14 protein-coding genes are annotated in these 12,657 nt (G+C 50.1%); 8 read left to right on the top strand and 6 right to left on the bottom strand.

Annotation, left to right across the window (positions count from 1 at the left end; translation table 11 throughout):
- Nucleotides 1-3: 3 nt before the first annotated feature.
- Nucleotides 4-459 (bottom strand): helix-turn-helix domain-containing protein, encoded by a 456-nt coding sequence (locus D9597_RS14495; protein ID WP_130216184.1) that lies wholly within the window; start codon nt 457-459, stop codon nt 4-6.
- Nucleotides 416-766, bottom strand: coding sequence for a type II toxin-antitoxin system HigB family toxin (locus tag D9597_RS14490; protein ID WP_130223082.1), 351 nt, complete (start codon nt 764-766; stop codon nt 416-418). Before D9597_RS14490 ends, D9597_RS14495 begins: the two co-directional genes overlap by 44 nt.
- Before the next feature lie 424 nt (nt 767-1,190).
- Between D9597_RS14490 and D9597_RS14480 the strand changes: the two genes are divergently transcribed.
- The 6 genes from D9597_RS14480 (at nt 1,191) to D9597_RS14445 (ending at nt 3,920) form a co-directional block, all read left to right on the top strand.
- Complete coding sequence (locus tag D9597_RS14480; RefSeq protein WP_000897302.1) at nt 1,191-1,502, top strand: hypothetical protein; 312 nt, start codon at nt 1,191-1,193, stop codon at nt 1,500-1,502.
- Nucleotides 1,503-1,793 (top strand): NadS family protein, encoded by a 291-nt coding sequence (nadS, locus tag D9597_RS14475; RefSeq protein ID WP_000356397.1) that lies wholly within the window; start codon nt 1,503-1,505, stop codon nt 1,791-1,793.
- A 358-nt stretch (nt 1,794-2,151) separates the two neighbouring features.
- Nucleotides 2,152-2,430 carry a hypothetical protein gene (locus D9597_RS14465; protein ID WP_130223052.1) on the top strand — a complete coding sequence of 93 codons (279 nt, stop codon included), beginning with the start codon at nt 2,152-2,154 and terminating at the stop codon, nt 2,428-2,430.
- Between the two features lie 427 nt (nt 2,431-2,857).
- The gene (locus tag D9597_RS14455; RefSeq protein ID WP_130223048.1) at nt 2,858-3,076 is read left to right on the top strand and encodes a CopG family transcriptional regulator; all 219 of its coding nucleotides are present in this window, start codon (nt 2,858-2,860) and stop codon (nt 3,074-3,076) included.
- 227 nt (nt 3,077-3,303) lie between these two features.
- On the top strand, nt 3,304-3,546 hold the full coding sequence (locus tag D9597_RS14450) for a CopG family transcriptional regulator (RefSeq protein ID WP_130216196.1): 243 nt from the start codon (nt 3,304-3,306) through the stop codon (nt 3,544-3,546).
- Nucleotides 3,546-3,920 carry a type II toxin-antitoxin system VapC family toxin gene (locus D9597_RS14445; protein ID WP_001129490.1) on the top strand — a complete coding sequence of 125 codons (375 nt, stop codon included), beginning with the start codon at nt 3,546-3,548 and terminating at the stop codon, nt 3,918-3,920. Before D9597_RS14450 ends, D9597_RS14445 begins: the two co-directional genes overlap by 1 nt.
- 36 nt (nt 3,921-3,956) lie before the next feature.
- Here D9597_RS14445 and fdhE read toward each other — a convergent pair whose 3' ends face one another.
- The 4 genes from fdhE to fdnG are packed head-to-tail and all read right to left on the bottom strand — an operon-like array spanning nt 3,957 to nt 9,480.
- The gene (gene fdhE, locus D9597_RS14440; protein WP_130216198.1) at nt 3,957-4,886 is read right to left on the bottom strand and encodes a formate dehydrogenase accessory protein FdhE; all 930 of its coding nucleotides are present in this window, start codon (nt 4,884-4,886) and stop codon (nt 3,957-3,959) included.
- Nucleotides 4,883-5,518 carry a formate dehydrogenase cytochrome b556 subunit gene (gene fdoI / locus D9597_RS14435; RefSeq protein ID WP_000829013.1) on the bottom strand — a complete coding sequence of 212 codons (636 nt, stop codon included), beginning with the start codon at nt 5,516-5,518 and terminating at the stop codon, nt 4,883-4,885. The genes fdhE and fdoI overlap by 4 nt, the downstream gene beginning before the upstream one ends.
- The gene (gene fdoH, locus D9597_RS14430; protein ID WP_000331381.1) at nt 5,515-6,417 is read right to left on the bottom strand and encodes a formate dehydrogenase O subunit beta; all 903 of its coding nucleotides are present in this window, start codon (nt 6,415-6,417) and stop codon (nt 5,515-5,517) included. Before fdoH ends, fdoI begins: the two co-directional genes overlap by 4 nt.
- A gap of 12 nt (nt 6,418-6,429) precedes the next feature.
- Nucleotides 6,430-9,480, bottom strand: coding sequence for a formate dehydrogenase-N subunit alpha (gene fdnG / locus D9597_RS14425; protein ID WP_130209998.1), 3,051 nt, complete (start codon nt 9,478-9,480; stop codon nt 6,430-6,432).
- Nucleotides 9,481-9,673: 193 nt separating this feature from the next.
- Here fdnG and fdhD point away from each other — a divergent pair, with 193 nt between their 5' ends.
- Together fdhD and D9597_RS14410 are read left to right on the top strand one after the other, a co-directional pair.
- Entirely contained in the window at nt 9,674-10,510 is an 837-nt protein-coding gene (gene fdhD / locus D9597_RS14415) for a formate dehydrogenase accessory sulfurtransferase FdhD (RefSeq protein ID WP_130223044.1), read from the top strand.
- Between the two features lie 310 nt (nt 10,511-10,820).
- Nucleotides 10,821-12,656, top strand: coding sequence for an ATP-binding protein (locus tag D9597_RS14410; RefSeq protein ID WP_130223042.1), 1,836 nt, complete (start codon nt 10,821-10,823; stop codon nt 12,654-12,656).
- Nucleotide 12,657 lies beyond the last annotated feature (1 nt).

Raw genomic sequence — 12,657 nt, 5'->3', positions numbered from 1 at the left:
ATTTTACTTATCAATAAACGCTTCAGCCGGGAGATTAAAACGCTCGCTTAACGCCTTGATATGGCGAACGGTGAGCGCCCGGCGCCCATTAAGAATATTACTCACATTGGATTTAGAGCCAAGTTCTTGTGCCAAATCAGCCGCTTTAAGCCCATGTTGATCCATGAGCATCCTTAACAGACTTACGCCACAAGGGGTTGCCGCTAACCGCTGATTGAAATGCTGAAATTCTGGAGCGTTATTTTCATAGTCGCGTATCCGTGCGCAGAGTAATTCAAACAAAGGGTTTTCCAGATCGTCACGATCAACTAAAAATTCGATCAGTTTCAGCGCCTTATGGTATTCCTCTTGATCCGCTTTAGGGCCACATAAAGGGATGTCTTTCACTGCGTGGGTGAAGGTCTTAACCAGCATTTCAAAATTGGCCGAGTCTTCTGCTGGAGTGTGATGGGTTCTCATTTTTATGGCTCCGGTACCAGGTTGTGAGTCGGTCGTATTCATTGTGGGTAACAATATGTTTGATTAAACATTTTTGGAGCCTGAAATCAATATAGGCGATAAGCCGTAAATGATTGCCTGCAATATTAATAACCCACCATTTATCTCTGTATTTAAAATTATCCAGTGAGGGAATATATCTCTTCATCTCACCCGGATCGCTAAACGCTGTTTTCTCAAGAAGATTTGATAAATCAATGAGTGCATCTTCGTAAAGTGGAAAGCGTTTTATCGCCTCGTTAAAAGGCTTGTGGCTGATAACATGCAGGGTGTAATTCCATTAAGAGTTTTCAACCTGAAAACACTGTAAGGCTGGCCTGTGATATTTTCAAGTTGAAAACAATTTTTATCTGGATCCGGAGTTACCTACCTGCTCTCCAGGCCACATCCCGTAGCGCTGTACGCGCTGCCTCGCTGAAAAAATCCGTGGTGATAAACTCTGCAATTCCTTTTTCCGGTGCCATTGTAAAACTCATTCTTCTGTATGAATGTACAGTTTTATACCCCCGTTTTTGCTGGATGGATACAGGGAAATTCACAGGCGTGAAAAATCTGGAAAGCGCCTCGCAAATGTAAAGACAAACCCGGCAGAGACATGGTTTTGCTGGAGCACTATCAGTAAGCTAGTGGTTTCAAGGGTACGTCAATGACGTGCAAAAAGGATTATTACTCTAAGCCAATGGCGTATAGTTATACTCTTCATCGAAACGGAAATTTTTACTGAAGATGTTCAAAAACTGCTGAACGACGATGAATTCAGTCGTTTTCAGTTTTTCCTGGCCTTGAATCCTGACTATGGTGAGGTAATACCTGAAACTGGTGGGTTAAGAAAGGTTCGATGGGTGTCAGGAGGAAAGGGGAAACGTGCTGGTGTCAGGGTTATTTACTTTCATCAGGTTAAACATTATGAGATCAGATTACTGCTTATTTATCGTAAGGGTATTAAAGATGATCTGTCTCCCCAGGAAAAAGCAATGCTCCGGTTGTTAAATACGAGGTGGTAAATGGATAAGGCACTTTTTGAGCGGTTGACTCACAGCATGGCCCAGATGAATGAAATTATTGAAGGAACGCGACAGCCTTCGCGGACTTTTGAAGTTGATGCTATGAAAATCAAAGAAATACGCCGCGCTTCAGGGTTGTCACAATCTAAATTTGCCGATCTTATTTCTGTAAGCGTAGACACGTTGCGTAACTGGGAGCAGGGGCGGCGTTCACCGACCGGGCCTGCAAAGGCTTTGCTGCGAGCGATTGCCAATGATCCGCAACATGTGCTGCAAGCACTTAACCGTTAGAGGCATGTTTATGCCATACAGAAAGCACCAGCATTCAGAACACCTATGAAAGCGGCATAGTGCCGCCTGCTCAGGAGTTTTGCTATGACCCGTAATCGTGCTGAACGTCGCCATCATATGGCGCGATTAAAAAAAATCCGCTGTCGTTATCGCACTGCAGGCGATGGAAGCAAAAAAGCATCAGGTATTTGCTTTCGTACTCCCTGTATGTGTTCTTGTTGGATGTGTGGGCATCGACGCTATCATAATGGTCCCCGCGTATCGGAAATTCGTGCAAAAGCACGCTATGCGAATTAAGGGAAAATGATGAACTATTTTAAGGAAGCACATTTTTAGAACTCTCAACAGGAGACTAAAAATGTCCACCTTTAATACGCGTAAAGATAGGGATCGTAATGGTAAAGCGAAGCCGCATAAGCATTCAGGGATCCCAACACTGACAGGTAAATGGCGTCACCCTTCAATGGATTGTTGGGTAAACTACAGTACACCGGGCGATCATGAATGGAAGCGGCTCTATACTACGCTTCGCCGTCGTGCCGATGATCGACGCCAATGTTATCGGGTAATGCAGGGGAATGATCCGGAAGGAATCGTCTGGTTCCCGGACTGTTATCCACAAATTTACTACTACTAACAATTAAAGACCGGTTGGTGGCAGCACTGACTGGTCTGCGATGGATGATAAATTTTACCTTAAACCTGGTGCGGTAAAGACGCTGACTTTTTTCGGGTACACCATGCGAATAAGGCAACCGAAGACCCATGCAAAACAGATCAAAAAATAAATATTCTTGAATGTGATATATCATAAGAATTCATAGTTCATCCTTATTGTTTGTCTTTTTTTCTGTGGGTGCTCCAGCATCTGATTAATAATAAATTATCCCGGACGATAGCTGAACCGTGTTTCAATAATAATTTAAATAAGTGCAACTGTTGCATTATTTCTGGAAAACGTCTCGCAAAAACAAAACAATATGAAAAAATCCGCTTTCGGTAATTAACTTTCTGGCGTAATTTTCGCACATACATTAATGAGAAATATATGTAAGGTGGTGAAAATGGCGATGAATACGGTTTTTCTTCATTTATCAGAAGAGGTAATTAAAAGGCTGAATAAGCTCAGGGGCTGGCGTAAAGTTTCGCGATCTGCAATTTTACGCGAAGCGGTAGAGCAATATCTGGAGCGGCAGCAATTTCCGGTGCGTAAGGCAAAAGGCGGCAGGAAAAGGGACGAGGCAGTTGGTGTTGAAGAACTATGTAAGCAGCATAAGGAATGACAAAAAGATTTTTTCATTCTTGAATATAAAAACAAAAAGCCAGATGCTCTTATTCTGGCATTAACACAAGGCTGTTTTACCTGAACTTATAATAACTGCAACTGTTACATCATATCTGGAAAACGCCTCGCAAAAATAAAAAGTGATGCGTAAATGAGCTTTCTTTAAAGGTTTTGCAAGAGTATTTTGCTCATCATGCATTCAAAAATGATATACTGGAGGTATATATGAGCGCTATGGCAGGTATGGATATGGGCAGAATTTTACTCGATTTATCCGATGAGGTGATTAAGCGACTTGATGATCTCAAAGTGCAGCGCAATCTTCCTCGCGCAGAGCTGTTACGAGAAGCGGTAGATCAATATCTGGAAAATCAATCGAAAACGACAATATCCAGTGCTCTTGGTATCTGGCAAGGGTGTGATGAAGATGGTGTCGAATATCAGCGTAAGCTGCGCGAGGAATGGTAATGGCAAAAAGAACTGCGCTTTTTGATACCAATATCCTTATCGATTTGTTCAGCGGACGAATTGAGGCAAAACAGGCACTGGAGGCATGGCCCCTACAGAATGCGATTAGTCTGGTCACCTGGATGGAGGTGCTAGTTGGCGCTAAAAAATATGATCAAGAACATCGCACACGGATTGCAATGAGTGCGTTTAACGTTATTGGGATTTCGCAGGATATCGCGGAACGAAGCGTTGCTTTAAGGCAGGAGTATAGAATGAAACTTCCAGATGCCATTATTCTGGCAACAGCACAGATTTATGGCTTTGAACTAGTAACGCGAAATACGAGAGATTTTGCGGGAATAGCAGGTGTCGTCACACCTTATGAGCTGTAATCCGGGCGACCTGCGCCACCCGGAAAACGTCAGAGATTACTCCCCTTCACCCGGAAACAGGAACGGGTTGATGGAACTGCGGGCATAGCCTTCTTGCTCCATTCGCGCGTCCAGTACCAGAGAGGCGAGGTCATCTGCCACGGCTTCAACTTTCGGCTCTTTTTCCTGATAAAGAATCTTCAGGTAAGTGCCGCAGTCATCGCAGCTTTCGGCTTTAATCGCGGCCTGTTCGTCATCCAGCGACCAGTAATGCAGTTTGCCGCTCTGTTCACAGTTGCTGCATTTTACGCGCACCACGTGCCATTCGGTTTCACACAGGTTGCAGTGCAGGTAACGCAGCCCCTGAGAGGTGCCAATTTGCACCATGCTTGAAACCGGCATAGAGCCGCAGACCGGGCAGAACTGACGCTGTTCGCCGTATTCAGCGCGGGCTTTGCCGGGGATCAGATTGGCCATCTGCGCCCAGTAGAGCGACAGTGCAGCCCAGATAAACGGCGCTTTATCGCTGCTGACGGACGAGAAATCAGAGGCAAACAGTGCGCTGGCCATATCTTCCAGCTCCTGGGTCGATGCCTTCTCCAGATTCTCAATCACTGCCAGCGCCGGGCCGCTCATTTCAGGTTTCAGCTCAGCAATCAGCGCCATCAGCAGCTTTTGCCAGTGCTTATCACGCGGCAGAACGTGAATATCCAGCGGTGGCTTGCCCTGTGCGCTGGCTTCTTTAATGCGCGCGGTCAGATCCATCTCCAGCGGATGGTCGTACAGCACCACTTCCTGGGCGTGGGCGATAAGCGCAGCAAAGCGCAGGTAATCACCCAGCGGATTATTTTCTGCCAGCTCGCGCAGACGCTCGGCGCGGCGGTTGTATAAATTCTTGAGCCGAGGGAACAATAACGGCGGAATCATATCCGCCGTACGTTTCTCGCTCGAACCCAGCTCATCTTGCGGGATTATGCGAATACTCATTCAGCTTTCTTTTCCGTTGTCTTGCGGACCTCACGGTACCAGCGCGGGTGATGTTTCTTCGCCCAGGCGCTGGTAACCCATCCTTCCACCATGGCGGTAATCGTGCCTTTCACCCAAAGGGCGGCGTAGATATGCACCATGATAACCACAATTAACGCCACTGCGGCAAATGAATGCAGCATTAACGCGAATCGGATCACCGGGATTGAGAAAGCAGGCGCAAAATAAGGACGCCAGATAATCACGCCGCTCACCAGCAGCAGAACCAGGAAAATAATCGCCGCCCAGAAAACGCATTTCTGACCGAAGTTATAACGCCCGGTGTCACCTACTTCCTCGTTGACGACGATCTTACGAATATTCTTCGCCCAAAAGATATCATCCCGATTGATTAGGTTGTGATGCCAGTAACGGAAAAACATGATGATGAACGAGGCAAACATAACCACGCCGACAAACGGGTGCAGAATTCGCGCCAGCTGCGGTGTGCCCATGATTTGCATCAACCAGTTGAAGGACGGGAACAAAAAGCCCAGCCCGCTCACCGCCGCCAGGATGAAGCAGAAGGCGGTGATCCAGTGGTTGATACGTTCCGGCGCGGTGTAGCGCACGATGGTGTCACGTCGTTTCATTTGCGCTCCTCGTCTTTCTCTTCGTGCAGATTGTTCTCTTCCTCATCCGCACGGTTCGGACCGACACCCACGTAGTGGAAGATACTGGCCGCAAAGGTAGCCGCAAAGCCAACAGCCGCGAGCGGTTTCCAGATGCCTTTCCAGAATTTCACGGTTTGGCTGATTTCCGGGTTCTCCGGCAAGCCATGATACAGATTTGGCTTGTCAGCATGGTGCAGCACGTACATGACGTGTGTACCACCAACGCCTGCCGGATCGTACAGACCCGCATTGTCGTAACCACGGGTTTTCAGCTCAGCCACGCGCTCGCTCGCCAGCGTTTTCATCGACTCTTTCGTACCGAAGTGAATCGCACCCGTCGGGCAGGTTTTCACGCAGGCCGGTTCTTGCCCAACCACCACGCGGTCAACGCACAGCGTACATTTGTAGACGCGGTTGTCTTCCGGGTTGAGGCGCGGAATATCGAACGGGCAGCCCGCAATGCAATAACCGCAGCCAATGCACTGCTCGGACTGGAAGTCGACGATACCGTTGGCATACTGAATAATTGCCCCTTCCGCCGGGCACGCTTTCAGGCAGCCTGGATCGGAACAGTGCATACAGCCGTCTTTGCGGATCAGCCATTCCAGTTTGTCGTTCTGCTCCACTTCCGAGAAGCGCATTACCGTCCACGATTTGGCGCTTAAATCATTGGGGTTGTCGTACACCCCAATGTTATTGCCGACGGTATCGCGAATGTCGTTCCACTCTGAACACGCCACCTGACAGGCTTTACAGCCGATGCAGGTGGTGACGTCGATGAGTTTCGCCACTTCTTCCTGGAAGTCCCGCGCCTGAGGCGCGGGGGTCAGACCGTTAGTCGCGGAGCGACGAATAATGTCTTGCGATTGATAAGCCATATGTCGTCTCCGTTATACCTTTTCCACATTCACAAGGAAGGACTTAAACTCCGGCGTCTGCGTGTTCGCATCACCAACGAATGGCGTTAACGTATTGGCAATAAAGCCTTTTTTTGCAACGCCTTCATAGCCCCAGTGAATTGGAATACCGATGGTATCGATATCTTTGCCGTTCGCTTTCAGCGTGCGAATACGTTTGGTCACCACCGCTTTGGCTTTGATATAGCCACGGTTGGAGGAGACTTTCACGGTATCGCCCTGGGCAATGCCAAGTTTATTCGCCAGCGACTCACCGATTTCCACAAACTGCTCTGGCTGCAAAATCGCGTTCAACAGCGCGTGTTTGGTCCAGTAGTGGAAGTGCTCGGTCAGACGATAGGTGGTTCCGACATACGGGAACTTATCGGCTTTACCCAATGCTTCGGCGTCGTCTTTAAAGATTCGCGCAGCCGGGTTCGAGATAACGTTTGGATGCAGCGGGTTAGTTCCCAGCGGCGTTTCAAACGGCTCGTAGTGTTCCGGGAATGGACCTTCCGCCATCTTATCGAGGGCAAACAGACGCCCCATGCCTTCCTGCTGCATGATAAACGGCCCGACGCCGCTGCCCGGAGGCGCTGCGCTGTAGTCCGGAATATCCCAGCCGGTCCACTTAGTGCCGTCCCATTTCAGCAACTGACGCTTCGGATCCCACGGGTTACCCTGCGGGTCTGCGGAGGCGCGGTTATACAGGATGCGACGGTTAAGCGGCCATGCCCATGCCCAGCCCAGCGTGTTACCGAGGCCAGACGGATCGGCGTTATCACGGCGTGCCATCTGGTTGCCTTCTGGCGTCCAGCTACCGGCGAAAATCCAGCAGCCACAGGAGGTCGTACCGTCATCGCGCAGTTGGGCGAACGAGCTAAGTTGTTGGCCTTTCTTGACGATAACCGCACCGGTTGCCGGATCGGTAATATCGGCCAGCGCCTTACCGTTGCTCTCCATCGCCACTTCTTCTGAAGATGGCTCATGCGGAATGGCGTAGTTCCAGGTCATGTTCAGCACCTGGTCCGGGTTCGCACCACCCTGTTCGGCATACATCTTGCGCAAGCGCAGGAAGATACCGGAGAGGATCTCGCCGTCAGTCAGCGCAATCCCCGGGGCGTCCGCACCTTTCCAGTGCCACTGCAACCAGCGACCTGAGTTAACGATTGAACCGTTCTCTTCCGCGAAGCAGGTCGATGGCAGACGGAACACTTCGGTCTGGATCTTCGACGAGTCAACTTCGTTCAGCTCACCGTGGTTCTGCCAAAAGTTAGAGGTTTCAGTGTTCAGCGGGTCGATGGTGACGAGGAACTTCAGTTTCGACAGACAACCGATCACTTTGTTTTTGTTCGGGAATGAGGCAACCGGGTTAAAGCCCTGGCAGATATAGCCATTGACCTTGCCCTCTTTCATCATCTCGAAGTATTGCAGGACGTCGTAGCCTTTATCCCACTTCGGCAACCAGTCAAAGCCCCAGCTATTTTCCGCCGTTGCTTTATCGCCAAAGAAGGCCTTCATCATGGAGACGAAGAATTTCGGGTAGTTGCTCCAGTAGTTAACCTGGCCTTCCAGCAGCGGTTTCGGCGTGCTGGCGGCGAGGTAGGTTTGCAGATCGGTCTGCTTCTCGCTTGGCAGCGTCATGTAACCTGGCAGGCTCTGCGACAGCAGCCCCAGGTCCGTCAGCCCCTGAATGTTGGAGTGACCGCGCAGGGCGTTAACGCCGCCGCCTGCCATCCCCATGTTGCCGAGCAGCAGTTGGATCATCGCCATCGTACGAATGTTCTGCGCACCAACGGAGTGTTGCGTCCAGCCGAGGGCATACAGGAACGAGGCGGTTTTATCGTGAGCACTGGTTTCTGCGATGTATTCGCAGACTTTCAGGAACGCGTCTTTTGGCGTACCACAGATGTTTTCAACCACATCCGGCGTGTAGCGGGAAACGTGCTGTTTCAGCAAGTTCCACACGCAGCGCGGATGTTGCAGCGTGGTATCGCGTTTGGCGAAGCCGTTTTCGTCCAGTTCGTAGGTCCAGCTGGATTTATCGTACTTGCGTTTTTCCGCGTCGTAGCCGGTGAACAGGCCATCTTCAAAGCCGTAATCCTCACGCACGATAAGGCTAGCGTTGGTATAGGCTTCGGTGTATTCGCGGTTGAATTTTTCATTGTTCAGCAGGTACAGCAATACGCCTGACAGGAAAGCAATGTCAGTACCGGAACGAATAGGAGCATAGTAGTCAGCCACCGCCGCCGTACGCGTAAAGCGAGGATCGATCACAATCAGCTTCGCGCCGTTGTGAATTTTGGCTTCCATCGCCCAGCGGAACCCGACCGGGTGAGCTTCAGCGGCGTTACCGCCCATCACCACGACGAGGTTGGCGTTCTTGATGTCGACCCAGTGGTTGGTCATCGCACCGCGACCAAATGTTGGAGCAAGACTTGCTACCGTTGGTCCGTGTCAGACACGCGCCTGGTTGTCGACCGCGAGCATACCCAGCGCGCGGGAGAATTTTTGCGTTAAATAGCCGGTTTCGTTACTCGACGCGGAAGCACACAGCATCCCGGTGGAGAGCCAGCGGTTAACAGTCACGCCTTCGGCGTTTTGCGCAATGTAGTTAGCATCGCGGTCTTCTTTCATCAGTTTGGCGATGCGATCAAACGCCTCTTCCCAACTGATTTGCTGCCATTTATCAGAACCTGGCGCACGGTATTCCGGAAACTTCAGACGGCTTTCGGAGTGGATGAAATCCACCAGGCCAGCGCCTTTCGGACAAAGTGCACCGCGGTTGACCGGGTGATCCGGATCGCCTTCGATATGGAAGATAGATGCTTTGGCGTTTTTTGCTCCGTCACCGAGGCTGTACATCAACAGCCCACAGCCTACGGAACAATAGGTGCAGGTATTACGGGTTTCGCGGGTGCGCAGCAGTTTATACTGCCGGGTTTCCGCGAGTGCTACGCTGGGTGCAAAACCCAGTGCCGCTGCCGTGGTGCCTGCCATACCGCCAGCGCAGATCTTAAAGAACTGCCTTCTGCTGACCTGCATGGATTGCTCCTTGTTTCGACATTGTCACGTCCCATTTACATTCGCTTGCTGAGTGTGCAGGGAGTGGGAGTTATTTTTCTTTGCGGAAGGGGCCGCAAAGGTCCAGAATTGGCTCAATTTCCCTCCATCCAGGAAGGGTTTGTAACAGAATACCATAATCTTGGTGTGTGTGTTCTTATCTGGTTAAGAGAAAGTGAAAAAAACACAGCAAAAAGAAATCAAAAATGTGACAAATATCACAGGGGTGCGTCAAATTGAGTTATGGCGCCGTGATGATTTACAACACCCACGGTTAGACGAGGTGGCGGAAGAAGTTCCCGTTGCGTTGGTCTACAACGGCATTTCGCACGTGGTGATGATGGCGTCGCCCAAAGACCTTGAACTGTTTGCGCTCGGTTTTTCGCTTTCCGAAGGAATTATCGAAAGCCCACGCGATATCTTCGGCATGGATGTTGTTCCTTCCTGTAACGGTCTGGAAGTGCAAATTGAGCTGTCCAGCCGCCGTTTTATGGGGCTTAAAGAGCGCCGCCGCGCGCTGGCCGGGCGCACGGGCTGTGGCGTATGCGGCGTGGAGCAACTTAATGACATCGGTAAACCGGTGCAGCCGCTGCCGTTCACTCAGACATTTGATCTCAACAAACTGGATGATGCGTTACGCCAACTCACCGACTTTCAGCCAGTGGGGCAACTGACCGGTTGTACTCACGCCGCCGCCTGGATGTTGCCATCTGGCGAACTGGCGGGCGGACATGAAGACGTGGGCCGCCATGTGGCGCTGGACAAACTGTTAGGCCGCCGGTCACAAGAAGGTGAAAGCTGGCAGCAAGGTGCGGTGCTGGTTTCCAGCCGTGCCAGTTATGAAATGGTGCAAAAGTCGGCGATGTGCGGCGTAGAGATTTTGTTTGCGGTATCTGCCGCGACCACGCTTGCTGTAGAAGTGGCTGAGCGCTGTAAGTTGACGCTGGTGGGCTTTTGTAAGCCGGGGCGGGCAACGGTTTATACCCATCCGCAGCGTTTGATTCATAATTAAAGAAATACCGCAATTCTGATTCTGGATTGCGGTTTTATTTTTTTATTAAATAATCCTCAATATATTATTCAGCATTTAAATAATAATTTCATCACAAGAAATTATCTCGTTAACTCCGGTTTATATCGATATACTCCAGTCGCATTAATCCTTTAAGAATTAATCATTATTTATATAAGACATTTTGTTTTAATCATCGCGTCAATAAATAAATGTTTCCGATGCATGAATGAAAATAACAAACCTTGCACCGGTTGTAAAAACAGCAATGTATTTTCAATAGTAGGTGATGGATTATGAGTATTGAAAAATGAGTACATTACAGTTACCTGGCAGTTCATATTCTACAGAAGTTAATTTAAACGGCTTAATTGAGGTGCTCAGCAAGCATCTTTACTCCACTCCCGTGGTTGCCGTGCGCGAGCTGGTGCAGAACGGCCATGATGCGATCGTGCGCCGCAGGATTGAGCAGCCCGATGCGCCAAAGGATAACCAAATTCGTGTGGTGGCTGACGTGGCGAAGTCCACTATCACTATTACCGATACCGGTGCGGGTCTGACAGAAAGCGAAATTCACGGCTTCCTGGCGACAGTGGGCGTGGGTTATACCCGAATGTTGCGCCAGCAGGATGACAACACCGGTTTAATTGGTATGTTCGGCCTCGGTTTTTTGTCGGCCTTTGTACTGGCAAAAGAGGTCACGGTGTTGACCACATCCTGGCAAACGCCGGATCAGAGCTGGAAATACCACTCTACCGACGGGCAAAAATATACCGTTACGCCGCATCAGTCCTCGGAAACAGGAACGCAGGTGATTCTGACGCTCAAGGAAGAGTACAGCCATCTGGCGAGTAATAATTTGTTGAACCGCGTTCTTTCCCGCTACTGCATATTGCTGCACGAACCGGTCTATGTCGGCGATGCCAGCGAGCCGGTAAATAAACTTCAACCACCGTGGCGTGACGTTGCCCCCGAAGGCGTAACCATGCACCGCGCGCTGGTACAGCGTAAAAATCTCGCCTTTGCCGCCCAGTTTGAATCCTCCTTCGAACCGATTTGCACCATTCCGGTGGTGCCAGCGGGAATGAGCGACGCGGTCGGGATTTTATGGATTCAGGATGGCGCGACCTACGGCACCAGCGATAACCGCAACCTGTCGTTGTTTTTGCGCGGTATGTTGCTGGATGATGAAGCGCGTGAGTTGTTACCGCCCTGGGCCGGATTTATTGGCGGCGTGATTGAGTCATCGAAACTGACGCCGACGGCAAGCAGGGAAGATCTCCAGCGGGATGAAACCTGGGTTGCGGTACAAGAGGCGTTAAAAGAGGCGCTGATTTCTGGTTTGTCCGATCTCGCACAAAATCAGCCAGAAATCTGGCGGCGTGTATTAATGCGCCACAACGAAGCGTTGCTGGGTGCGGCCTTGTGTGATGACCGTCTGTTTGATTTGCTCAAAGATCGCTTGCAGGTGCCAACGTCAAAAGGCGCGCTGCTGGCGAAGGATTTACGCGTTAATAACAGCATTCATATTCTGTTAAGCCGCGACGGCGGTTTTGAAGAGATGTTGTTCCACATTCTGCAACGGCCTGTAGCCCGTGGCGATCGCTATGCGGTGGTGCCATTTTTACGCCGTTGGGCGCTGTTATATCACTGCCGGATTATCGAAGTCGGTACGCAAACAGGTAATGAGCAGTTGTTCAGCCTGGCAGAATTACCCGAAGAGCAGGTGGCTTATCTGGAAGAGCATCTCTGCGATGGCGAGCAATTAATTATCTCTCGCTTCGAACCAGCGGTTTTACCGCTCGTGGTCACGCCAGACCGCGAAGCAGAATTAAAACAAATTCTCGAACAGGATGACGCAGATAAACGCATCAGTACCGCAGCGTTAATGCTGGCGCGGCAATTTACCTCGCAAATCCAAAAAACGAAAACCTCAAGTCTGTATATCAATCTTAATAACCCCTGTGTCATGCAACTGGTGACGGCCTTACAACAGCATCAGCAGCCAGCGGCAGCATTACGGTTATTAAAATCACTGAAAGTGATTTTGTGCTCCAGCGGTAATAAAGAACAGCAGTGGGATTTACACCAGGCACTGGAAGATTTTACTCAGGTTATTCCTGTCTTAATTAATCAAGGAAAATAAA

It is taken from the genome of Escherichia sp. E13S3 (genome assembly GCF_004212325.1).
Taxonomy (GTDB): domain Bacteria; phylum Pseudomonadota; class Gammaproteobacteria; order Enterobacterales; family Enterobacteriaceae; genus Escherichia.
This window is presented reverse-complemented; position numbering and strand designations above follow the sequence as displayed.